Origin of the sequence: Paenarthrobacter sp. JL.01a (genome assembly GCF_025452095.1) — a bacterium.
Classification (GTDB): Bacteria; Actinomycetota; Actinomycetes; order Actinomycetales; family Micrococcaceae; genus Arthrobacter.
Genome location: NZ_CP104877.1, coordinates 1,565,804 through 1,588,970, shown reverse-complemented (window position 1 = coordinate 1,588,970; position 23,167 = coordinate 1,565,804). Strand labels below are relative to the sequence as shown.

23 protein-coding genes and 1 tRNA gene are annotated in these 23,167 nt (G+C 62.8%); 10 read left to right on the top strand and 14 right to left on the bottom strand.

Annotated elements, in window-relative coordinates:
• Positions 1-46: 46 nt before the first annotated feature.
• Positions 47-1,066, top strand: coding sequence for a PHP domain-containing protein (locus tag N5P29_RS07545; protein ID WP_262277993.1), 1,020 nt, complete (start codon positions 47-49; stop codon positions 1,064-1,066).
• 63 nt (positions 1,067-1,129) lie between these two features.
• On the opposite strand, the gene N5P29_RS07540 is transcribed toward N5P29_RS07545, so the two are convergent.
• Positions 1,130-2,749 (bottom strand): monocarboxylic acid transporter, encoded by a 1,620-nt coding sequence (locus tag N5P29_RS07540; protein WP_262277992.1) that lies wholly within the window; start codon positions 2,747-2,749, stop codon positions 1,130-1,132.
• The gene (locus N5P29_RS07535) at positions 2,746-3,126 is read right to left on the bottom strand and encodes a DUF485 domain-containing protein (RefSeq protein ID WP_262278532.1); all 381 of its coding nucleotides are present in this window, start codon (positions 3,124-3,126) and stop codon (positions 2,746-2,748) included. Before N5P29_RS07535 ends, N5P29_RS07540 begins: the two co-directional genes overlap by 4 nt.
• A gap of 203 nt (positions 3,127-3,329) precedes the next feature.
• Between N5P29_RS07535 and N5P29_RS07530 the strand changes: the two genes are divergently transcribed.
• Genes N5P29_RS07530 through N5P29_RS07510 form a run of 5 tightly spaced genes read left to right on the top strand, consistent with a single transcriptional unit; the run spans position 3,330 to position 7,827 of the window.
• Positions 3,330-4,520, top strand: a complete 1,191-nt coding sequence (locus N5P29_RS07530) for a sensor histidine kinase (RefSeq protein WP_262277991.1) — start codon at positions 3,330-3,332, stop codon at positions 4,518-4,520.
• 21 nt (positions 4,521-4,541) lie between these two features.
• On the top strand, positions 4,542-5,261 hold the full coding sequence (locus N5P29_RS07525; RefSeq protein ID WP_262277990.1) for a LytR/AlgR family response regulator transcription factor: 720 nt from the start codon (positions 4,542-4,544) through the stop codon (positions 5,259-5,261).
• Entirely contained in the window at positions 5,258-5,620 is a 363-nt protein-coding gene (locus N5P29_RS07520) for a DUF485 domain-containing protein (RefSeq protein WP_262277989.1), read from the top strand. Before N5P29_RS07525 ends, N5P29_RS07520 begins: the two co-directional genes overlap by 4 nt.
• On the top strand, positions 5,617-7,083 hold the full coding sequence (locus tag N5P29_RS07515) for a sodium/solute symporter (protein WP_262277988.1): 1,467 nt from the start codon (positions 5,617-5,619) through the stop codon (positions 7,081-7,083). Before N5P29_RS07520 ends, N5P29_RS07515 begins: the two co-directional genes overlap by 4 nt.
• Positions 7,084-7,125: 42 nt before the next feature.
• Positions 7,126-7,827 carry a hypothetical protein gene (locus N5P29_RS07510; RefSeq protein ID WP_262277987.1) on the top strand — a complete coding sequence of 234 codons (702 nt, stop codon included), beginning with the start codon at positions 7,126-7,128 and terminating at the stop codon, positions 7,825-7,827.
• Here N5P29_RS07510 and N5P29_RS07505 read toward each other — a convergent pair.
• The 6 genes from N5P29_RS07505 to rpsB form a co-directional block, all read right to left on the bottom strand.
• The gene (locus N5P29_RS07505) at positions 7,824-8,408 is read right to left on the bottom strand and encodes a DivIVA domain-containing protein (RefSeq protein ID WP_262277986.1); all 585 of its coding nucleotides are present in this window, start codon (positions 8,406-8,408) and stop codon (positions 7,824-7,826) included. The genes N5P29_RS07510 and N5P29_RS07505 overlap by 4 nt on opposite strands.
• A 21-nt stretch (positions 8,409-8,429) precedes the next feature.
• Positions 8,430-9,365, bottom strand: a complete 936-nt coding sequence (locus tag N5P29_RS07500; RefSeq protein ID WP_262277985.1) for a phosphatidate cytidylyltransferase — start codon at positions 9,363-9,365, stop codon at positions 8,430-8,432.
• Positions 9,365-9,922, bottom strand: coding sequence for a ribosome recycling factor (gene frr / locus N5P29_RS07495; RefSeq protein ID WP_262277984.1), 558 nt, complete (start codon positions 9,920-9,922; stop codon positions 9,365-9,367). The genes N5P29_RS07500 and frr overlap by 1 nt, the downstream gene beginning before the upstream one ends.
• 102 nt (positions 9,923-10,024) lie before the next feature.
• Positions 10,025-10,762, bottom strand: a complete 738-nt coding sequence (gene pyrH, locus N5P29_RS07490; RefSeq protein ID WP_018777485.1) for a UMP kinase — start codon at positions 10,760-10,762, stop codon at positions 10,025-10,027.
• Positions 10,763-10,883: 121 nt separating this feature from the next.
• Positions 10,884-11,720: a translation elongation factor Ts gene (tsf, locus tag N5P29_RS07485; protein WP_262277983.1), complete on the bottom strand. Its 837-nt coding sequence runs from the start codon at positions 11,718-11,720 to the stop codon at positions 10,884-10,886.
• A 121-nt stretch (positions 11,721-11,841) separates the two neighbouring features.
• Positions 11,842-12,687, bottom strand: coding sequence for a 30S ribosomal protein S2 (gene rpsB / locus N5P29_RS07480; RefSeq protein WP_262277982.1), 846 nt, complete (start codon positions 12,685-12,687; stop codon positions 11,842-11,844).
• A 405-nt stretch (positions 12,688-13,092) separates the two neighbouring features.
• Between rpsB and N5P29_RS07475 the strand changes: the two genes are divergently transcribed.
• A complete protein-coding gene (locus N5P29_RS07475; RefSeq protein WP_410007904.1) occupies positions 13,093-13,587 on the top strand; it encodes a M23 family metallopeptidase in 495 nt (164 codons plus the stop codon).
• A gap of 24 nt (positions 13,588-13,611) precedes the next feature.
• Here N5P29_RS07475 and N5P29_RS07470 read toward each other — a convergent pair whose 3' ends face one another.
• The 6 genes from N5P29_RS07470 to N5P29_RS07445 form a co-directional block, all read right to left on the bottom strand.
• A complete protein-coding gene (locus N5P29_RS07470; RefSeq protein WP_262277981.1) occupies positions 13,612-14,802 on the bottom strand; it encodes an acyl-CoA dehydrogenase family protein in 1,191 nt (396 codons plus the stop codon).
• Positions 14,803-15,056: 254 nt separating this feature from the next.
• Positions 15,057-15,133 (bottom strand) — tRNA-Ile (locus tag N5P29_RS07465).
• A gap of 75 nt (positions 15,134-15,208) precedes the next feature.
• A complete protein-coding gene (locus N5P29_RS07460) occupies positions 15,209-16,405 on the bottom strand; it encodes a glycosyltransferase (protein WP_262277980.1) in 1,197 nt (398 codons plus the stop codon).
• A 107-nt stretch (positions 16,406-16,512) separates the two neighbouring features.
• The gene (locus tag N5P29_RS07455; protein ID WP_262277979.1) at positions 16,513-17,418 is read right to left on the bottom strand and encodes a DMT family transporter; all 906 of its coding nucleotides are present in this window, start codon (positions 17,416-17,418) and stop codon (positions 16,513-16,515) included.
• A complete protein-coding gene (locus N5P29_RS07450) occupies positions 17,418-18,041 on the bottom strand; it encodes a CDP-alcohol phosphatidyltransferase family protein (RefSeq protein WP_262277978.1) in 624 nt (207 codons plus the stop codon). The genes N5P29_RS07455 and N5P29_RS07450 overlap by 1 nt, the downstream gene beginning before the upstream one ends.
• 44 nt (positions 18,042-18,085) lie before the next feature.
• Complete coding sequence (locus N5P29_RS07445) at positions 18,086-18,934, bottom strand: phage holin family protein (protein ID WP_262277977.1); 849 nt, start codon at positions 18,932-18,934, stop codon at positions 18,086-18,088.
• Between the two features lie 171 nt (positions 18,935-19,105).
• On the opposite strand from N5P29_RS07445, the gene N5P29_RS07440 reads away from it, so the two are divergent.
• From N5P29_RS07440 to N5P29_RS07430, 3 genes are all read left to right on the top strand, one after another.
• The gene (locus tag N5P29_RS07440) at positions 19,106-20,335 is read left to right on the top strand and encodes a multidrug effflux MFS transporter (RefSeq protein ID WP_262277976.1); all 1,230 of its coding nucleotides are present in this window, start codon (positions 19,106-19,108) and stop codon (positions 20,333-20,335) included.
• Positions 20,336-20,355: 20 nt separating this feature from the next.
• Entirely contained in the window at positions 20,356-20,535 is a 180-nt protein-coding gene (locus N5P29_RS07435; protein ID WP_262277975.1) for a YMGG-like glycine zipper-containing protein, read from the top strand.
• A 121-nt stretch (positions 20,536-20,656) separates the two neighbouring features.
• On the top strand, positions 20,657-23,155 hold the full coding sequence (locus tag N5P29_RS07430) for an MprF family protein (RefSeq protein ID WP_262277974.1): 2,499 nt from the start codon (positions 20,657-20,659) through the stop codon (positions 23,153-23,155).
• The last annotated feature ends 12 nt before the right edge of the window (positions 23,156-23,167 follow it).

Below are 23,167 nucleotides of genomic sequence, written 5' to 3'. Positions count from 1 at the left end.
ACTTGCCCACTGTTGATGGTGCGCCAGGTTCGTGGATCATGGAGCCATGGATCCCATTGAGGCGCTCGACGAAATTTCCTTCTGGCTGGAACGCAGCCTGGCCCCCACTTTCAAGGTCCAGGCCTTCCGGAAAGCGGCCGACGCCGTACGGAAGCTGCCGGCCGACGATCTGGCACGGTTGGTTGCAAGCGGAAGGATCACCACCCTCAAGGGCGTTGGCAGCCGCAGCGCTGAGGTCATCACCCAGGCACTGGAAGACCGGGTCCCCGACTACCTGGCCGGCCTCCGCGAGAAGGGCGCCGAGGCGCTTGCCCCGGGGGGAGAGACCATCAAAGCCGCGCTGCGCGGAGACCTGCACAGCCACAGCAACTGGTCCGACGGCGGCTCCCCCGTTGAAGCCATGGTCTCCGCGGCCCAAACCCTCGGCCGGGAGTACCTTGCCCTGACCGACCACTCCCCCAACCTCACGATCGCCAATGGCCTTAGCGTCGAAAGGCTTGAGCAACAGCTGGGCATAGTGGACGGAATCAATTCCGCCCGGAACGGTTTCCGCTTGCTCAAGGGCATAGAGGTGGACATCCTGGAGGACGGCACCCTGGACCAAACCCCCGACATGCTGGACAAGCTCGACGTCGTGGTGGCCAGCGTGCATTCCAAGCTCCGTGCCGACAAGAAAACCATGACTGCCCGGATGCTCGGCGGCATCAGCGATCCCCACACCAACGTCCTGGGACATTGCACCGGGCGGCTCGTCCAAGGGTCGCGCGGAACCCGTCCCCAATCGGAGTTTGACGCCCCCAAAGTCTTCAGGGAGTGCGCCGACTGGGGTGTCGCCGTCGAAATAAACTCGCGTCCGGAACGGCAGGACCCACCGGATGACCTGATCAAGCTGGCCCTGGACGCTGGGTGCCTGTTCAGCATCGACAGTGATGCCCACGCCCCCGGGCAACTGGATTTCCTTCAATACGGTGCCCAGCGCGCCGAAGCCCTGGGGGTGCCCACCGAACGCATCGTTACCACGTGGCCGTTGGCGCGGCTGCAGGAGTGGCTCAGCCTGAAGAAATAACCCCGCACACAAGGGCTCCCCCGGAAACGGACGGTTTCCAGGGGAGCCCTTTTCTTGTGCTGTTTAGTGGTTTACTGCCTTCTCCGCTCCAATACCGGTCAGCGAGCGCACTTCCATTTCCGCTTGCTTGGCCGGATCTTCGCGCCGCTTATCCAGGACGGTACCGAGCCAGCCCAGGAAGAACGCCAGCGGGATGGAGACGATACCCGGGTTGCTCAGCGGGAAGAAGGCGAAGTTGGCACCGGGAATCATGGACGTCTTGGCGCCTGAGACCACGGGCGAGAACGTGATCAGCAGGATGGCAGCAGCCAGGCCGCCGTACATGCTCCACACTGCGCCCTGCGTGGTGAACTTCTTCCAGAACAGCGAGTACACGATGGTTGGCAGGTTGGCCGACGCCGCAACAGCGAAGGCCAGTGCCACCAGGAAGGCCACATTCTGCCCGTTGGCGAAGATGCCACCCAGGATGGCGAGGACACCGATCACCACCACCGTGCGACGGGCCACCTTCACTTCGGTGGTCGCATCCGCTTTACCCTTGGCGATGACGTTTGCGTAGATGTCGTGGGCGAATGAGGCTGCCGCCGTGATGGTCAGGCCGGCCACCACCGCCAGGATGGTTGCGAAGGCCACTGCCGAGATGAAACCAAGGAGCAACGGCCCGCCGAGGTGGAACGCCAGAAGCGGTGCTGCGGAGTTGACGCCGCCGGGAGCTGATTTGATCGTGTCCGCACCCACCAGGGCTGCTGCACCGTAGCCCAGCACCAAGGTGAAGAGGTAGAACAAGCCGATAAGCCAGATGGCCCACACAACGGATTTCCGTGCTTCCTTTGCGGTTGGAACCGTGTAGAAGCGCATGAGGACGTGGGGCAGGGCCGCCGTTCCAAGGACCAGGGCGAGGCCGAGCGACATGAAGTCCAGCTTGGATGTTTCCGTCTTGCCGTATTGCAGGCCGGGGTTCAGGACGTTCGGGTTGTTGGCGGCCTCAGCGGCGGAGCCCAGCAGGCTGGACAGGTTGAAGCCATAGATCGCCAGCACCATTGCGGTCATGACCGCGGCACCCGCAATCAGAAGGATGGCTTTGATGATCTGGACCCAGGTGGTGCCCTTCATGCCGCCGATGAGCACGTACATGATCATCAAAGCGCCGACGACGATGATCACCAGAGCTTGTCCGCCCCAGTCGCTGATTCCCAGCAGAAGCGAAATAAGGCTTCCCGCGCCGGCCATCTGGGCGAGCAGGTAGAAGAAGCAGACTGCCAGTGTGGACAGTGCCGCGGCGATCCGCACCGGGCGTTGCCGCAGGCGGAAGGACAGAACGTCGGCCATGGTGAACTTGCCGGTGTTGCGGAGCAGCTCGGCCACCAGCAGCAGCGCCACCAGCCAGGCAACCAGGAAGCCGATGGAGTAGAGGAACCCGTCGTAGCCGTTGATCGCGATGGCACCGGTGATACCAAGGAAAGATGCCGCGGAGAGGTAGTCACCGGCGATGGCAGTGCCGTTCTGGGATCCGGTGAAGGAGCGGCCGGCTGCGTAGTAGTCGGCGGCAGTCTTGTTGTTCCGGCTGGCCCGGAAAACGATCACCATGGTGACCGCGACGAACAGGGCGAAGATACCCATGTTCAGGAGCGTGGTGTCCTTCAACGCAGCGACTTCGACTGCGGGGACCATTGTGGTGTTCATTTGGCTCCTCCGTGCGTCACGCTGCTGTCCTTGTCGAATTCGTGGCCTTCGATCTCATTGCGGATCTCTGCCGCGATGGGGTCGAGTTTTCTGTTGGAATAGCTCACGTACCAAGCCGTAATACCGAAGGTGGTGACGAACTGGAGCAGGCCCAGGATCAGGCCGACGTTGATGTTGCCCCAGACTTTGATGGACATGAAGGCGACGGCGTAGTCGGCCAGCAGGACATACGCGAAATACCACAGCAGAAAAATGACTGCCATGGGGAAGACAAAGCTCCGGTGCCGCTTCCGCAGCGTTCTGAACCGTTCCGTCTGTTGGACTTCCTGGAAGTCCACGGACGCAGTTGCGTCCTGGGGTTGGGCCTCATTACCCATGGTTCCTCCTGTTGTGATGAGCACGTCAGCTCCCACGCGCGGCTGATGTGACTGCAATCACTATCGAATGCGCTCCGGGTTCCCTTCCAGAACTTCAGCAGCGGTCATCGCCCAGCGGCTGTGCCACTGCGCCAAACGGTGGCTTTGAGGTAAAAGCACAGGTGGAAGCAGGGATGCCGGGCACCTCGGGCTACTCTGGCCTTATGCCCGACTCCCCGCTCTTCACCGCCGCCGCCATCGCAGTGATCGCGTTGGCTGTCGCCGTCGTCGTGGGCGTTGGCCTGAAGGTGATCCGGTCCTTCCGTGACCTTGGCACTGACGCCGAACGCGCTACGTACAACACGCTGCATGCAGCGTCGCGGGCCGGGCAGCACCTGCGCGGTGGCCTCCAACCTGCCGGCGCGGCCAAAGCCAGCAGGCAGTTGCGCGTCCTGCTCGGGTGCGACGCTTTTGCCATGACAGACACCAGTTCAGTACTTGCCTGGGATGGGGCCGGTGAGGACCTCCGGGCCTCGCTGATGGGGATTGCGGCCGATGTCCTGGCGACGGGGCGGACCGCCGTTGTTCCGCACGTTGGGCACTCAACCAACCAGTCCGGACCCGCATTCAGTGCCGTCATCGCCCCGATCCGCGCCGGATCACGGGTTGTGGGGTCGGTGGCAGCCCTGGCACCGGCCGCCGGTGCGGGCCTGGTGCGGGCCACCAGTGAAGTTGCTGATTGGGTCGCGGCCCAGCTGGAGCTGGCAGAACTGGAAGCTTCCAGAACGCTGCTGATGGAAGCAGAGGTCAGGGCGCTGCGGGCCCAGATCAGCCCGCACTTCATCTACAACTCCCTAAATGCCATTGCATCATTCATCAACACAGACCCGGCCCGGGCCAGGGAACTTGTGGTGGAGTTCGCCGACTTCACCAGGTACTCCTTCCGTCGTCACGGCGACTTCACCACCGTGGCGGAGGAACTGCGCTGCATCGACCGCTATCTGCTGCTGGAGCGGGCACGCTTCGGCGAGCGCGTCCAGGTCAGCCTTCGCATCGCGCCGGAAGTCCTGAGCACCGTCATCCCCTTCCTCAGCCTCCAGCCCTTGGTGGAAAACGCTGTGCGGCACGGCCTTGAGGCGAAGGAAGGACCGGGGCACATCACCATTTGTGCCAACGACTCGGGTGCTTTCGCCGAGGTCACCATAGAGGACGACGGCGTGGGTATGGACCCGGAACATCTGCGGTCGGTCCTCGCCGGGCACACCGATGGCGACCATGTGGGGCTTCGGAACGTTGATGCGCGCCTGCGGCAGGTCTACGGTGATGAACATGGCCTGGTGATCGACACCGCTCCCGGCGAGGGCACGCTGATCACCCTTCGTGTGCCCAAGTCCCAGCCCGGACACGACGCCTGAGGTGACGGTTAGTCTTTAATCATGATCAACGTGCTCGTCGCTGATGACGAACTACCCGCGGTGGAAGAACTTGCATTCCTCCTCGGACGGGATTCAAGGATTGGCGCCATCCACCGGGCGTCCTCCGGAACCGAAGCGCTCCGCAAGCTGGAAACCGAGGCGGTGGACGCCGTCTTCCTGGACATCCACATGCCTGCCCTGTCGGGTTTGGACATCGCCCGCGCCATTTCCCGCAGCAGCAACCCGCCCGCCGTCGTTTTTGTCACCGCGGACGAAGACTGCGCCCTGGAGGCGTTCGACCTCGCCGCCGTCGACTATCTGCTCAAGCCGCTCAGGGCAGAACGGCTGGCGCGTTCGGTGGACCGGATCAGCGAACTCATCAAGGACGGAACGCCCGCTCCTGAAATGATCACAGTCGACCTGGGCAGCACCACCCGCATGATCCGCCGCGACGACGTCACCTATGTCCAGGCACAGGGCGACTACGCCCGGCTGCATACGGCTGAGGCGAGCTATCTCATCCGGGTTCCGCTGACCGACCTCGAGCAAAAATGGGCAGATGCCGGGTTCATCCGCATCCACCGTTCCTACCTGATTGCGCTGAACCACGTGCAGCACCTGAAGCTGTCCACCACCGGTCCCAGCGTTGCCGTTTCGGGTGCCGAACTACCCATCAGCAGGAGGCATCTGCCGTCAGTCCGGGACAAGCTGCAGTCCACCCGCATCCGGCCGCAGGCATGACCCGCGTCCGCGTCACTGCGCCCCGGCAGCAGGCAGCGCCGGCCTCCGGCCGCGTGCTGCACTCCCAGGAGGCTGCCGAGGATTCCGATGCCGGCAGGATTTTTGTGCGTTCCCTGATCCGCTCCCAATTGCGCCTGGCACTGGTGGTCGCGTGCGGATTCCTCATCATCCTCGCTGTGTTTGCGACGATCCTCGTCTATGGGCCCGGGGTAGCAGGGACCCGCGTCTTCGGCATCCCGCTTGACTGGTTGACCCTGGGGGTCGGCATCTATCCCGTCATCGGTTTGAGCGCCTGGCTGTACAACCGTGCCGCCGCACGCAACGAAGCCCGCTACAGGGACCTGGTGGAGGACAAATGAACCCGGCCGTCGGCTTGTTCGCTTTCCTCGCCGTCTCAGTTGCGACCGCTGTGATCGGGTTTTATGGATTACGGGTATCGCGGACCACCAGCGACTTCTATGTCGCCTCACGCACCGTCCCTCCGTGGTGGAACGCCTCCGCCATCGGCGGTGAATACCTTTCGGCCGCGAGCTTCCTGGGTGTTGCCGGGTTGATTCTGCTCTCCGGCACGGACGCCCTGTGGTTCCCCGTGGGCTACACGGCCGGCTACCTGATGCTGCTGCTCTTCGTAGCCGCGCCCTTGCGCCGCTCGGGTGCCTACACCATCCCCGATTTCACCGAAGCCCGGCTCGACTCCGCTGTGGTGCGCCGAGTCACCAGCCTGGTGGTGGTGGCTGTGGGCTGGCTGTACATCGTTCCGCAACTGCACGGGGCGGCGCTCACCATCCGTATCACCACCGGCCTGCCGTCGTGGGTAGGTTCGACGGCGGTCGTGGCGGTCGTGTGCCTCACGGTCGTGGCAGGCGGCATGCGCTCCATCACGTTTGTGCAGGCTTTCCAATATTGGCTGAAACTCACCGCGCTGGCAGTGCCCGTGGTGTTCATCCTGCTGGTGCTCGCAGGCAACGACACCCCGTCGCAAGCTCCCCTGCCGGTCAATCCCACCGGCCAGGCCCCCGCAGGTGTCTACCAACACATCTCCCTTTTGGTAGCCCTCCTGTTCGGAACCCTGGGACTGCCGCACGTCCTGGTCAGGTTTTACACCAACCCCGATGGCCAGTCTGCTCGCCGGACCACGTTGATCGTGCTGGGGCTCCTCTCCGTTTTCTACCTTTTCCCCACCCTCTCCGGCGCCGTCGGAAGGATGTTCGCACCCGAACTCGCCCAGTCCGGACAAGCCGACGCCTTGGTCCTGCTGCTCCCCGGCAAGCTGATCGGCGGCGTCGCGGGTGATTTGTTGTCAGCCCTGGTGGTCGCTGGTGCCTTCGCTGCGTTCCTGTCCACCACCTCCGGGCTGGTGGTGTCACTGTCCGGTGTCATCAGCCAGGACCTTTTCGGGGGAAGCGTCAGAGGGTTCCGCCTCGCCGCGGTGATGGCCGCCGTCGTGCCTTTGGGCTTTGCTTTCATGACGGACACCCTGGCCCTGGCGGGGAGCGTCGGCCTTGTCTTCGCGTTCACGGCTTCAACCATCTGCCCCGTCCTGCTGCTGGGTATCTGGTGGCGGGGACTAACGGATGTGGGTGCCATAGCCGGGATGGCCACCGGCGCTGTGCTTTGTGGTGGCGCCATGGTGGCCGGCACCCTGACGGGCGGCGGGAACGCACCGGCCTGGCTTGCCCAGCCGGCCGCGTGGACCGTCCCGGCGGCGTTCGCCATGACGGTGCTTGTCTCGCTCCTGACGCGGAACCGGGTGCCGGCGTCAGTGAACCGCGTGATGTCCCGGCTGCATGTTCCGGAACGGCCTGTAGCCACCGAGCGCTAGTTGCCTGTTGTCCGCGCCCCGGGCCAGGAGGACAATGTCGACATGTCGGAGGAAGCACCATCTGCCGGCCACGAGCCGCCTGCCGCCGGGCCGCGGGAGTTGTCGCCCAGCGTTCGCGCGCAATTGCTGGCAACTGAACATTGGAGCCTGCTCGCCTCACGCAGCACCACCCAAGGGGAAGTCCTTACCCGGATCAGCATGTTCCTGACGTTCACGTCGGCCAGCCTGCTGAGCGTGGCGCTGGTGGGCAACGCCACGCAGTTTTCCGATGCCTTCCGGGCCTTTGCCCTGACAATTCTTAGCATCGACGTGGTGGTTGGTTTGCTCACGCATATCCGCGTCATGAGCGTTGGCATGGAAGACCTTATGTACGTCATTGCCATGAACCGGCTAAGGGCAGCGTATGTGGCGCTGGATCCTGGTGTTGCGCCCTATCTGATGGCCGGCTACAGGGATGACGAAGAAGGCGCGAAGAAGACCTACTACTTCCTCGGTGGCCGAACGGACTTCAGCCAGGTCGCCGGCAGCAGCATGGTGTTCATGGGAACCGTCAACGCCGCCTTGATAGCGTTGCTTGTGGGATCGGCGCTGTTGACGTTCGCGGTTCCAGTGCCCTTGGCAGCAGGCGTCGCGGTGGTCGCTGCCCTGGCATTCTTCGCTACCTCGCTGGAGCGGGGCAGGCGCCGCTACCTCAACGTGTGGAAGAATAACCAACCGATCTTCCCCAGTACTGGCCCGAACTAGTCGATTGCCGCCATCAGTTCAACGACGCGGGCAAGGAAGGCATCCACCTGTGCCTCTTCGTAGCCTTCGTCGCCTTTGGCCGCACGGAACACGGCGCGACGAACGGTATCGACGCTCAGTGGCTGGTCATTCTCCAGGTACCCGATCAACTCGACACAGAGGGCGTCGACGTCCTGGACGTTGTAGCTGCGGGTCCTCTTTCTTGTCGGGCGGCGGAAACGCTCGCCATCAGGCCTATGCAGCCTGCCGCGTAGGATCCCGGAGAGTTTGCCGATCTGGCGCAGCCAGGCTTCTTCGCCCTCTTGGCTGATCAGATCGTCGCGTTCCCGGCGCGCGAAGGCATCCTCCAGGCGGTCCAGGGCGGCGTCGACGCTGTGGGCGTCATAACCACCTTTGACGGGATCAAAAGCCACCTCACGGACATCCACGCTGGCAACCTGGTCCGTGGCGCCTACAGGGTTCTCGAACGACGTCCTTGCACGCTGGAGGAACTCATCAACCTGCTTGGCGTTATAGCCGTATTTGCTGCGCTCCACGCGGTCAAACGTCGCGGGAATCTGGCGTCGAATATCCAAGGCCACTTTTCTTTCCTTCATCGGTTGTCAAACGCCGCTCAACAGCGCGAACAAAACATAGGCCACCGGAGCCGCGAACACGATGGAGTCCAGACGGTCCATCACGCCACCGTGGCCAGGCAGGATGCTGCTCATGTCCTTGACGCCAAGTTCTCTCTTGACCATGGACTCGGCCAAGTCCCCCGCCGTTGCCGCAGCAACCATTCCAACAGCAAGAACCAGACCAACCCACCAGGGCCTGTCCAGCAGGAAGATGCAGGCAAGGACGCCAATCAGCATGGCACCGCCGACAGATCCCGCGAAGCCCTCCCAGGACTTCTTGGGACTGATTTTCGGGGCCATGGGATGCTTGCCGAACGAAGCTCCCACAATGTAGCCGAAAGTGTCATTGGAGACCACCAACAGCAGCATCGATGCGATCTGCCAGGCACCGTCCGGGATTCCGTGGGGCCAGAAACCCACGGGAGTGGCCCCACCACTCGCGTGCAGCGGCAGCGCAGCGAAGCTGATCAGGAAGGGGATCCAGGCCAGCGTGAAGACCCCGGCAAAGACACTCCGGGGCGCTCCGGCCGCGCTTTCGATGGAGCGCCAGAGCAGCACCGCCACCGAGCTTGCCGTCATGGTGAAGAGCAGGCCTTCGAGACCGCCGAAATAGGCCGAAACCGGCATCACCAGGCTGCCGACCATCACTGGAATGATCGGCATCCTGGTGCCTTGGGCTTCAAGGGCGCGGAAAACTTCCCACACTCCCAGGACGGCGAAGGCTGTCGTGAGCAGGACGAACCCCAGCGGGAGGAACAACAGCCCTCCCAAAACGGCCAACAGCATGGCAAGGCCGACGCCGATCGCCGCCGGCAGGTTTCGGCCCGCCTTGGGTGTGGGGTTCGCCCTTACGCGCCGGGCGCGCTTGGGGTTATCGCGTGTCGGGACCCGTCCAGCGGGCGCCGGCTCAGCCTGGTTCATCAGACCTCGAGCAGCTCGGCTTCCTTGCGCTTGAGCAGCTCGTCGATGCTGTCGACATGCTGCTTCGTGAGGGCATCGAGCTCCTTCTCAGCCCGTGCGCCCTCGTCTTCACCGGCGTCGCCGTCCTTGACGAGCTTGTCCAGGGCATCCTTTGCCTTGCGGCGGATGCTGCGGATGGAGACCTTGGCGTCCTCACCCTTGCCCTTGACGATCTTCACGTATTCCTTGCGGCGCTCCTTGGTGAGTTCCGGAATGGTAACGCGGATGACGTTGCCGTCGTTGGACGGGTTGGCTCCGACTTCGGAGTCACTCAGTGCCTTTTCGATGTCGCGCAGGGCCGTCTTGTCGTAAGGGGTGATCAGGATGGTCCGTGCGTCCGGCACACCAAAGGAGGCCAGCTGCTGGAGCGGAGTGGGCGTGCCGTAGTACTCGACGATGACCTTGTTGTAGAGACCGGGATTCGCCCGGCCGGTACGGATCGTGGCGAAATCGTCCTTGGCTACTTCCACGGCCTTGTCCATCTTCTCGCCGGCTTCGAGTAAGGTCTCATCGATCACGGGTTTCTCCTCAGAAAATAGTTGCTGCCCGACTGCAGGCCGCAATGCACAGTAAAGATCCGCCACCAGTGGCGGACGGTCCTAGAAATATCCTAGCCCTTGCTAGGGAGTTACCAGGGTTCCCAGCGTTTCGCCCAGGATCGCGCGGGTCACGTTGCCTTCGCCTTCCATGCCGAACACCACCATGGAGAGGTTGTTGTCCTTGCACATGGTCATGGCGGTCTGGTCCATCACGCGGATGTCGCGGCGCAGGGCGTCGTCGTAGCTGAGGACATCCAGCTTCTCGGCCGTGGGGTCCTTCTTGGGGTCGGCGGTGTAAACGCCGTCAACGCCGCTCTTGGCCATCAGCACGACGTCGGCGTGTACTTCCAGGGCCCGCTGCGCGGCCACGGTGTCGGTGGAGAAGTACGGCAGGCCCGCGCCGGCACCGAAGATGACCACGCGGCCCTTTTCCATGTGGCGGATGGCGCGGCGGGGAATGTAGGCCTCGGCCACCTGTCCCATGGTGATGGCGCTCTGGACACGGGTTTCCACGCCTGCCTGCTCGAGGAAGTCCTGCAGCGCGAGGCAGTTCATGACGGTCCCCAGCATGCCCATGTAGTCGGCGCGGGAGCGGTCCATGCCGCTCTGGGAGAGTTCAGCGCCACGGAAGAAGTTGCCTCCGCCAACAACGATCGCTACTTCGACGTCGGCCACACCGGCTGCGATCTGCTTGGCAATGGCCCGGACGGTTTCGGGATCGACGCCGAGCTTGCCTCCGCCGATGACCTCGCCGGAAAGTTTCAGAAGTACACGTCGGCGGGTCTTCTCGGGCTGGATTGCAGTGTTGACGGTTTCCATGGTGCCTTCCCGTTGGTGGACTCTGGCTAGATTATCGTGCTGTTGGTCCGCGCTGGTACTACCCGAACGCGTGCATGAAAAAGGGGCGGCCACCGAAGCGACCACCCCTTCTCATGAATTACTAGTTTCCGACGCGGAAACGGGTTACTGCGGTTGCCTTGACGCCGGCTTCTTCGAGGACCTGTGCAACGGTCTTCTTGGAATCCTTGGCGAATGCCTGGTCAACCAGAACCTCACCCTTGTAGAAGCCCGTCACGCGGCCTTCGACGATCTTGGAGAGGGCAGCTTCCGGCTTGCCTTCAGCCTTGGCCGTCTCCTCGGCGATGCGACGCTCGGACTCGACCAGTTCGGCCGGAACGTCTTCGCGGGTCAGGTAGTTCGGAGCCATGGCTGCAACGTGGACAGCGATGTCGTGCGCGGCGGTTTCAGCGGCTTCGCCTTCACCGTCGACAGCGAACAGAACGCCAACCTGGGCCGGGAGGTCCTTGGACGTCTTGTGCAGATAAGCGTCAACCGTGGTGCCCTCAACGCGGGAGATACGGCGTACAACAACCTTTTCGCCGAGGACAGCGCCCTCTTCGACAACAACCTCGGACAACGGCTTGCCGTCGACCTCGGTGGCCAGCAGGGTCTCGAGGTCGGCAGCGCCGGACTCGACTGCAACGTTAAGGACCTTGTCAGCCAGCTGGATGAACTTGTCAGCCTTTGCCACGAAGTCGGTCTCGCAGTTGACCTCGATCATTACGCCAACGCCACCGTTGACCTTGGCAGCAACCAGGCCTTCAGCGGTGGAACGGCCCTCGCGCTTGGTAGCACCCTTCAGGCCCTTGATGCGGATGATCTCGATGGCCTTCTCAGCGTCACCGTTGGCTTCGTCAAGAGCCTTCTTGACGTCCATCATGCCGGCGCCGGTGCGCTCGCGCAGGGCCTTGATGTCAGCAGCAGTGTAGTTCGCCATGTGAACCCCTCTGTCTAGAAATTTGTGTGTTTACGTGACTGAAGGACGGCAGCCCACCCTGTGAGCCGCCATCCTGTCAGTTGTCGCCGGCTCCGTTTCCGGAGCCGGCGAAGGTCAAGATTTACTTGGCTTCGGCTTCGCCTGCTGCGTCAGCAGCCGGAGCTTCGGCTGCGGGAGCCTCTGCTGCTGCTTCTTCGGCCTTGCTGCCTTCGAGGAGCTCGCGCTCCCACTCGGCCAGCGGCTCTTCCGGAGCTTCGGTGGTGCCCGTTGCGCGCTGGTTGCGGGCGATGAGGCCCTCAGCTACGGCGTCGGCAACAACGCGGGTGAGCAGGTTGACGGAGCGGATGGCGTCGTCGTTGCCCGGGATCGGGAAGTCAACTTCGTCGGGGTCGCAGTTGGTGTCCAGGATGGCAACAACCGGGATGTTCAGCTTCTTGGCTTCGTCAACAGCAAGGTGTTCCTTCTTGGTGTCAACAACCCAGAGGACCGAGGGAGCCTTGGTCAGGTTGCGGATACCGCCGAGGTTGGACTCGAGCTTGGTGAGTTCACGCTTGAGGAGCAGGAGCTCCTTCTTGGTGTAAGCAGAACCGGCGACGTCGTCGAAGTTGATCTCTTCGAGTTCCTTCATGCGCTGGATACGCTTGGCAACGGTCTGGAAGTTGGTGAGCATACCGCCCAACCAACGCTGGTTGACGTACGGCTGGCCAACGCGGGTAGCCTGCTCGGCAATTGCTTCCTGAGCCTGCTTCTTGGTGCCGACGAACAGGACGGTGCCGCCGTGGGCGACAGTAGCCTTGACGAACTCGTAGGCGCGGTCGATGTAGGACAGCGACTGCTGGAGGTCAATGATGTAGATGCCGTTGCGCTCCGTGAAGATGAAGCGCTTCATCTTCGGGTTCCAACGACGGGTCTGGTGTCCAAAGTGGACGCCGCTGTCAAGCAGCTGGCGCATGGTTACGACGGGCATGCCGACGCTCCTTCCGGCAGGTCATTCATGAGAGAGCCCATAGGGCTGCTCTTACCCTGCCAATAGTTGACGGTTGTTTAGCCTTTGCCCGGACGGGTGAGGCTCCTGGCATCCATTGCGCTTCTCATCCGGGCTGGAACCAAGGTTCCGCCGGACCGCAAGAGGCACAATCCTCCGCAGCCTGAAGACTGGGCTTCGCTGGAGGAGGGCTGGATACGCGTAGTCAGCCTGGGGCCCTCACATATCTGAATGAGACATGTTCCTGAACAAGCATGAGGGCACAGCAAACTGCTCCACCAAGTGTACTACAGCGAGCCCGCCAGGATGACCGCGCATCGCCACCGGTTGTCCACATACGGGATCTCCGCCATCGCCCGGAGTCCGCACCCACGGAAGGCTGGACCCATGCCTTTCCTGAAACCCGCCCTATTCACTGTTATGACCCTCATCGTCCTGGCAGGTCCCGGCGCGGCCGACCCCACTCCCGGAGGGAAGTGGAGCTGGCCGCTCTCCCCCAGGCCGACCGTCCTGCGGGCGTTCGACCCTCCGGACAAGCCGTGGCTGAGCGGACACCGCGGCGTGGATTTGGGCCCGACGTCCGACGGCGGACCGGTCACCGCGCCGTCCGATGGCGTGGTGGCCTTTGCCGGCGTCGTAGTTGACCGCCCTGTCCTCACGATCGACCAGGGAAACGGACTCAAAAGCAGTTTTGAACCCGTCACCAGCGACTTGAAACAGGGCGACCACGTGGTCAAAGGACAAACTGTAGGCACCGTGCAGCCCGGCCATTGCGGGAGCATCACGTGCCTGCACTGGGGCGTCCGGCGCGACGGAGAGTACGTCAATCCCCTGGGCTTCGTGGCAGACCTGAGGCCGTCAGTGCTGCTGCCACTGGGCTGACCCGCCGCGCTGGACCGCGGAGTCCTAGACGATGGCAGAAACGCCGGTGATGGCGCGCCCGGTCACCAGCGTGTTGATCTCGTGCGTGCCCTCGTAGGAGTAGATCGCTTCCGCGTCGGAGAAGATCTTGGCCATGCCGTAATCGGTCACGATGCCGTTACCACCCAGGATGCTGCGTCCCAGGGCAACGCTCTCGCGCATCCGGGCCGTGGTGAAGGCTTTCGCCAACGCCGACTGTTCGTCCCTGGCAACCCCGGCGTCCTCCAGCTGCGCCAACCGAACCATCATGCCCATCGAGGCAACGGTGTTGCCCAGGATCTGGACCAGCTGGTTCTGCACAAGCTGGAAGGCAGCGAGCGGCCGTCCGAACTGCTGGCGCTCCACGGCGTAGCTGCGCGCAACGTCAAAGGCTGCCATCTGGAGCCCGACCGCCTGCCACGCTACGGCCAGGCGGGTGACTTTGAGAACCTTGTTGGTGTCCCGGAAGCTGTTGCCGTTGGCCAGCTTGAAGAAGTCGGGAACAACCACGTTGTCCAGGGTGATGTCCGCGTTCTGCACTGTGCGGAGGGAGATCTTGTTCTCGATCTTGCTGGCGGAGTAGCCCGGCAACGTGGTGTCCACCAGGAACGCCTTCACCTGGTTGTCCTCAACATCCTTGGCATAGATCACTACCCAGTCCGAGAACGTGGCATTGCCGATCCAGCGCTTGGCGCCGTTGAGGATCCAGTTGTCACCATCACGCTGGGCAGTGGTGCGGGTGCCGCCGGCGACATCAGAACCGCCCAGGGGCTCGGTCAACCCGAAGGCCCCGATCTTCTTCAGGGAGTAGATGTCGGGAAGCCACGCATCCTTCTGTTCCTGGGATGCCAGCGCCTCGATGGAACCCGTGAAGAGTCCGTCGTGAACACCCATGAAGGTGGCGATCGAGGCGTCCGCACGGGTTACCTCAGCGTGAAGCATGCCAGCGAACAGGTTTGAGTACCCTTGGCGCCGCACTGGACTGACAAGGTCCAGCTCTCCGAGCTTGGGAATGAGGTCCATGGGGAATTCGCCGCGGTTCCAGCAATCCACCGCTATGGGCTTGACCTCGCGGGCAAGGAACTCGCGGACTTCCGCCAGCCGGTCTTGCTCTTTGGCTGTCAGCAGCTGCTCAAAGGCGTAGAAGTCGCCGTCGGCGTAGGGAAGGCTGCCGGCATCGAATGCGGTGTTGGACATGTGCGCTCCTTCAAGGGTGGTCACCTGCGACCACGTCATGACCCCGGCAACTGCGCTGCGGGCCCCTGGGGGCTTCAGGGCGACCAAGTTACCGGCGGGTAGTAAGTTACTGATCAGTAACTTACCCCAGAAAGAGACCCGCCGCAACGGTGGATTCGCACCGCATCCAGGACGGAACACACGCAAGTCCGTGACCGTGGAACGCAAAAATCCCTCCAGCCGACCATGCGTCGGCGGGAGGGATTCCTGGGTGATGGTAGGGCTACTCGGACTTGAACCGAGGACCTTAGGATTATGAGTCCCGCGCTCTAACCAGCTGAGCTATAGCCCCGTGATGCCCGGAACAAATCAGCCGTTCCGGGCAAAGCACTCTAGCAATACTAATAGCTAGAGAGCAGTGCTGCGGTCACACCACTTTGTCCTCGTAGGAGGCGCCCCGGTAGAGGTCCTCGAAGGTCTGAAGCGTGCCGTTGATGCTGTGCGGCTCCACCATTTCGCGGCTCATCTTGCCCATGGCTTCGAGTTCGTCCTTGGGAAGCTGCACCAGCTTGGTGATCTTGGCCGCGAGTTCGGAGCTGTCGTTGGGTGTGAAGAGGTATCCGTTTTCACCCTCCCGGACCAAGTGCGGCAGCGCCATGGCATCTGCTAGCAGTACCGGGGTGGATGCGGACATGGCTTCCAACGTCACCAGCGACTGCAGTTCGGCGGTACCGGGCATGCAGAAGATGTCGGCCCTGATGTAGGCCTCGCGCAGTTCTTCGTCGCTGGCCAGCCCCAGGAACTTCACACGGTCGCGAAGACCGAGCCTGGCTACTTGTGCTTCCAGTGCCGGGCGGACTTCTCCTCCGCCGACGATCTCCAGGTGCACATTCAGCTCACGCGGTGTTTTGGCTATGGCATCGATCAGGACATCGACGTGCTTTTCTTCAGCCAGGCGTCCGGCGAACAGGACCGTCGGATTGTGGTGCGGCTCGATCACCTCACCGGGGTGAAGCTCGTAGGCAGAGGAATCGATGCCGTTGGAGAGCGGCAAGACCTTGCGCAGGAATGCATGCTGGTGCATCGCCTTGGCGGCCAGCGGTGTGGGAGTGGTCACGACGTCGGCCTGCCCCATCACCTTGCCCATGTCCTTCCAGGAAATGCGGCCCACGATGTCCTTGAACCACTGCGGGAAGGGAAGGAACGGGTTCAGGTTCTCGGGCATGAAGTGGTTGGTGGCGATAACCCGGATGCCACGCTTCACGGCCTCGTACAGGACGTGTTCGCCAATCATGTAGTGGCTTTGGATGTGAACGACATCAGGCTGCACCTTGTCGAAGAGCAGGCTGATTTCCTTCTTGATTTCCCAAGGGAAGCAGATGCGGAAGTACTCGTGGGTGAACACACTGTGGGAGCGCAGGCGATGGACCGTGGCCTCGTCCCGGAACTCCGTGAAGCTCTTGCCCTTGTCCTGCCGGCAGGCCAGTACGTGCACGTTGTGTCCGCGTGCCGTCATTCCCTTGGCCAGTCGGTAGCCGAACTGGGCAGCACCGTTGACGTGCGGCGGGTAGGTGTCCGCGGCAATCAGGATGGTGAGGGGCTTGGTGGTGTCGGGAATGGTCACGTGGAGAACTCCTGATGGTCACGGTGCGGACAGCGTTGCTTGTGGCAATGCTGCGGTGTCGCCGGTTTGCCAGCTGCAAAGGCAGTGGCGCAAGGTACAGATCTGCCCTAGGCCTTCCGGTTGGCAGCCGCCTTCGCATCCTTCTTGCGCTTGGTGACTTCCGGGTGGTGCCGGCTCAGGGCAATAACCCCCACGATAGCAAGCGAAGCGGCCGCTGCCATGGCGATTGCCATGACGGCGTGGACATCGGGACGAAGCTCACCAAGAATGACGATGCCGATTGCGATGCCCACCATGGGGTCGATCACCGTCAGTCCGGCGATGACGAGGTCGGGCGGACCGCTTGAATACGCGCTCTGCACGAACCATGAACCCAGACCGCCCGCAGCCGCGATGGCTATCAGCGTGTACCACTGCACATTGAGCAGGAACATGCCGTTGGGATCGAGCAGGTGCTTGCCGATGATGCGCGTCAGCACCGCCACGAAGCCGAACAGGACGCCGGCACCGAGAATGTAGATAAAAGCGCTCATCCGGTGTTTGAACAAGACGGCCAAGGTGCCGAAAATGCCCACCGCAAGTGCCAGGAGCAGGACAATCGTCAGTTCATCCTCGCTGCTGACGTGGTGGTTTTCCTGGGTCACGAAGACAGCCAGCAGCACAAACAGTGCCGAACCCGTAACGCAGGCGCTGATGGCGACAACGGTTGCCCTGTTGATGCTCAGCCCCTGGTCCTTGGCGTTGACCACGGTGGTGATGACCAGGGCAATGGCGCCAATGGGCTGGACCACAGTCAAAGGAGCAGACACCAAGGCAATGGCATTCATCGCCATGCCCATGGCAAGGAACAAAAGCCCAAGCATCCAGCGTGGATTCCGCAGCAACCGCAGGAAGCCGTTCGAACTCAGTGCAAGGCCGCCGGTGTCCGCTTTCACGGCGCTGCCCTGACGCTGGGCGCCTATGGCGAGGAAGAACGCGCCCATTACTGCGAGGAAAACCGCAAGCAAGACCATCAGCCGTGTCCGCCGTCGTCGGTTTTCAATTCTTTTCCTTTACGCAGGATGGCCCAGAAGTAGTTGTATGCCGCGATCCAGTGTCCCACCAGGCCGAGTCCCAGGAACGTCCAGGCTGCCACGAAATACACCTCGGTGAGGGGAACCGGAAGTTTGGACAGGACCAGCAGTGGCGTTCCCACCAGCAGCAGCGCGGTACGGATCTTTCCAATGATGCTCACGGGAAGGTCCGGATGGCCACGGAAGTAGACCCAGGAGGCTATTGCCAGGATGGCGTCCGGCACCAGCAGGGCGGCCAGGTACCACCACTGCACGACGCCGGCAATCACCAAGGTGAACGCGACGGCCAGGAGGGCGGCCCGGTCGGCCATCGGGTCCAGGATCCTGCCCAATTTGGAGGTCTGGTCGAACCGCCGGGCGATGTAGCCATCAACCCAGTCCGTGCTGCCCATGACCACCAGAACCAGGACCGCGAAGCCGTACTCCTGTTTGGAGAGGACCAACCAAACAAACAGGGGCACGCCCATGAAACGCAGGACAGTGAGGATGTTGGGGACTGTGAAGATGAGGTCGTGATCGACTTGCGGTCGATCAGGGTGCGATCCAGCACCAATCAGCTTCATATGTCCCCCTTCCTTGCCTTCAGTTCCGGTACCGCAGGATGCTGCTACTTCTTCAGCAACTTCCTGAGTGCGACCACGAAGACCACGGCGGCAGCGGCGAACGCTGCGAGGTCTTTCCAGTGCGCGGCCATGCGCTCACTGACGCTTTCGGGAACGGAGTCGCCCACGCCGGCAAACTTGGCGGCGGCAAATTCCTTGCCCTCCTGGAACCTGATGCTGGCGCTTTCCAGCAGCGCCTGGCCCTGCTTCTTGACGTCGAGCTGTTCGCCCAGTTCGTCCCGCACCCCGGTCAGGTGCTCGCGGCGCTTCCTCAAGCGGGAGCGAAGCTCTGCCTCGGTGGGCGCCTTGACGGCGTCGGCTTCCTTGGCAGCTTCCTTCGCCGCCTTTTCGGCCTTGGCTTTCTGCGCTGCGGCTTCCTTCTCGGCCTTGGCGGCCTTGGCGGCCGGCGAATTCGGGTCGAGGATCGACTCGTCGAAGGCCGAGCCCTCCTTGGCGATGCCGAGGTCGTGCTTGACGCCCCGGATGGTGTCCTCGGGAGCCAACGGCATGGCCTTCTTGAACTTGGCGATACCTATAAGGGCTGCAATGGCGGCAACCACGAGGAAGAAGGCCGCAACAATGAGGGCCGCAAGCCAACCCGGCATGATGGTTGCCAGGCCCAAAATCACTGCGACTACTGCCGCGATGACCAGCAGCGCAAGAAAAACGAGGGCGACGCCGAAGAAGGCACCGGCCACGCCAAGCTGTTTTGCCTTGCGTTTGAGTTCTACCTTGGCAAGGGCGATCTCGTCGTTGATTTGCCGTGGGGCCAAGCGTGCAACGAGCTTGAGGGTCTTCGGCAAAGTACGTATGGCTGGTCCTTGACTGGTCCGGCCGGTGTGACGTCCACTCATGGGTTCCGCCTAACTGCTTCCTCTGGGCATCGTGTCGGGCGAACGCCTCGGAAAAGACCGCTGCGGACACCTGTCCTCAAAGCTATCATTCAGGTTCCGACTGAACTTTCGGGGCCACGCTGCGGCGCGCCCGTCATACCTGCAATAAATATGATCTGGCCCATAGGATAGATGATCGTGACCCCTCCCACTGCTCCGGGCGATTCCCTGAGCCGACGCGAAAAACTTGTCTACATTCTGCTCCTGGGTGCTTTGACGGCTCTTGGGCCTTTCACCATCGACCTTTACCTCCCCGCGTTCCCTGCCCTTGAGTCCAGTTTCAACGTCTCGGAAGCGGCAATCCAGCTCACCCTGACCGGAACCACAGTCGGCTTCGGGGTTGGCCAGCTTGTGGTGGGTCCGTTCAGTGACAAGGTGGGCCGCAGGCTGCCGCTGATCCTTGCCACGGCGCTGCACATCAGCTCCTCGCTGGGTGCGGCCCTGGCCACAGACATCGGCATGCTCTCCGTTTTCCGCGTCCTCATGGGCATCGGAGCGGCCGGCGGCGGCGTGGTGGCCATGGCCATGGTCAGGGACCTCTTCCACGGCTACGCCATGGTCCGGATGTTCTCCCGCATGTCCCTGGTAAACGGGCTCGCTCCCATCCTTGCCCCGGTCATCGGGTCGCAATTGCTGCTTGTCTTCCCGTGGCCCGGCATATTCTACTTCCTGGCCGCTTACGGACTGCTGGTCATCGTCGCTTCGATCTTCTTCATCCGCGAGACTCTTCCGGCCGATCAACGTGGTAAGTCCACAGCGACGGTTGGGCAACGGTACAAAAAGGTCCTCACCGACCGGATCTTCGTTGGCATGGTGTTGGTGGGCAGCCTGAACTTCGGCGGCCTCTTCGCCTACCTTTCGGCCTCCACCTTCCTCTTCCAGAAGGTCTACGGTTTTTCGCCTCAGGAATACGGTGTCCTCTTCGGCATCAATTCGCTGGGCATCGTGGCCGGCGTCCAGATCAGTTCCCGCTTGATCAGGCGCGTTGCTCCCCAATGGATCGTCGCTGGCGCAACCCTGTTCATGGTGTGCATGTCGGTTCTCATCATCGTGCTGGACCTGTTCCATGTGGGTTTGTGGGGCACGCTGGTTCCGTTGTGGTTCTACATCTGCGCCACCGGTTTCATGTTCCCCTGCGTCCAGGTTTTGTCGCTGGCCAACCACGGAGCCCAGGCGGGAACGGCTGCCTCGCTCCTGGGTGCTTCACAGTTCATGATGGCCGGCATCGTTCCCCCGGTGGTCGGCTGGCTGGGCGTCACCTCCGCTGTCCCGATGGGCGCTGTGATGGCGGTCTGCATCACTGGTTCGATGACTGCCCTGTGGCTGGTGGTACGGCCCCGTACCGTGCCGTCAATCCACTAACCGACACGTAGGCTGTCTCCATGAGCAAGAAACCGCACCGCAACGGCAGGGGACTTTTCCTTGGTGCCCTGCTGGGCGCCGTGGCCGGGGCACTGATTGGACGCGCCGCAGGAAGCGCGGTTTTCGGTGCGCTGGTGGGCGCCGTGGTCGGCGCCGCTGTCCTTTACCGCGTCAACCCCGGTCCCTGGGAGCGTGACTAAGCGTCCCGCCTGGGCCGAACCTCCGGCGTGGAACGTTCCAAACCCTCCCCTAACTTACGGCTGCAGGGCAGAATGGTGGCCAGCCGGTCTTACCGGCACCAACCGGTGAAGGGGACATCACATGAGCACGGCCGTCGGATTTCGAGGCACCCTGCGGGGACTGTCCGCGGTGCGGACTTTGCCGGTGACGCTCGCGCTGGTGGCTGTTTTCTGGAGCGTTGGACTGGCTACGGGAAGTGTCCTCAACGGCCCGGACGAAGCACTCCTGGATCAGGTGGGACTCGGGCTGGCGGTGGAGCCCGGACCGTGGTGGTCGGTTTTCACGTCCTCGTTTTTCGGCTCCTCCCTTCTGGACTACGTAGCCTGCACCGCGGCGATACTGCTGGGGGCAGGCATAGCCGAAAGGGTGATCGGTCACTGGGCGGCCTTGGCTGCCTTCATTGGCGGCTCCGCCCTCAGCGCCCTCGTACTGGTGGCGCTGGTGGCCTTCGGCACGGACAACAGCGACCAATGGCTGAGCTTCCTGGGCGGCGAGTACGCAGTGGGCGCCTACGGCGGTGCTGCGGCAGCGTTGGGATTTTCGACGGCGGCACTTGATTCGCTGTGGCGTCGCCGCCTCCGCACGTGGTTGCTTGCCGCGACGTTGATGTTCGCTTTGTTCGTTGGTGTCGCCCAAACCCTGCAGGCGCTTGCCGGGGCCGTAATCGGCGTCGCCGCCGGGTGGGCAGTCCAGTCAGCTGTGTTCGGCAGGAGCGGAGGGTCCTTCCGTTCCTCGAGCCTGCGTGAAACGCGGTTCCTCGTGGGTACGGTGGTGGGCGTGTTCGCCCTGGGACCCCTGCTGACGCAGCTGACGGGCACTTGGGAGGTAGGTCCGTTGTCGGTGGTCTCGGAGGTGATGCTCCAAGCCAGCCCCGACGTCGACGAAGTTCAGGAAGCCTGCAGGAACGAGTCGAATTGCGTGGCCCTGCAAAACGTCGTGGGCGTCCGCAGCTTTGGGGCGGCCATTCTGACCACGATCCCCGTCCTCCTGCTGCTGGTCTGCGCGGAAGGCCTTCGGCGTGGCCGCCGCCTCGCCTACCGCCTGACGTTGATCATCCAGCTGTACCTGGCGGCGGTGACCATCCTGGCGATTGTCCAGTATGTCTCAGATCCGGAAGTCACCCTCGGAAATGAGGACGTTGGCTACCTGTTGCTGTACGTCATCCCGGCGGTCCTCGCGCCCATCATCATCGTGGCTCTGCTGGTGGCCAACAGGCACCGTTTCAGGGTGGAGTCCAGCGACGCCGGATACCGCACCCTGGGCCGTGCCGCCCTGGTTCTGGCGGTCACCGCTGTGGCCCTTTACGCAGCGTTCTGGTTCCTGGAGGGCAATGCGGACCAATCCACTCTGTGGGACCTTGCCGGGCAGCTGACGCACATTCTGGTCCCGTTCCCCGTTCCGTTCGTCGTGGCTTTGCCCCAGGGGCTGGTGAGCACGGTCCTGTACGGCCTGGGCGGGGTGGTCATCTGGCTGGTGATCCTGGTGCTGGTACTGAACAACTACCGCCGCTTCAAGCTGATCACCACCGATCCCGCAGCCGATCTGGGCCATACCCGCGAGCTCCTGCACCAAGGCGGCGGCACGCTGTCCTGGATGGCGCTGTGGGACAACAACCAGTACTGGTTCACCCCTGACAGGAACGCAGGAGTGGCTTATCAGGTCCACAACGGGGTAGCCCTCACGGTTGCAGGGCCCTACGGTGCCGCCACCCACCACGACGAAGCAGCCCTGGGGTTCGTGTCGCACTGTTCCGCGCTGGGCCTGGTCCCTTGCTTCTACTCCGCTGATTCCGGCCTGGATGGGCCGCTGCTCCCCCACGGCTTCAGGAAACTGGAGGTCGCCGAAGAGACGCTGCTCAATGTCCAGGCCATGACATTCAAGGGCAAGGAATGGCAGAACGTGCGGACCGCCCTCAACCGGGCAGACAAGCTCTCCATCAAAGACCTTTGGTACCACTACGGCGCCATGCCGCCGGGGATCAGGGCCCAGTTGGCTGAGATCTCCGAAGAGTGGGTGTCCGACAAAGCGCTCCCGGAGATGGGCTTCACCCTGGGCGGACTGAACGAGCTCAAGGATCCGGAAGTCCTGTGCTGCGTGGCGGTGGATGACGACGGTTTGGTCCATGGAGTGACCAGCTGGCTTCCCGTGTTTCGCGATGGCAGCATCTCCGGTTGGACCCTGGACTTCATGAGGCGCCGGACCGCGGGTTTCAAGGGCGTCATGGAATTCCTCATTGCCTCCGCCGTGACGCACTTCAAGGAAGAGGTTCCGCAGATCTCCCTCTCCGGCTCTCCCTTGGCCAATGCCGGCGCCGGGAATGTCGAAGGTGACCGCAGCTCCCTGGACCGGGTCCTGGCGCTCCTGGGGAACGCCCTGGAGCCGATGTATGGCTTCAAGTCCTTGGCGGCCTTCAAGTCACGCTTCCAGCCCCAGCACCGCACCTTGTACATGTACTACCAGGATCCTCTTGCATTGCCTTCGATCGGACTGGCTGTCGGTTCGGCCTACCTTCCCGGACTGTCTCCCACCCAGAGCGCCGGCCTGCTGCGGCAGATGGTGGCCAAGGAGCCTGCCGCATGAAGCATGACCGGA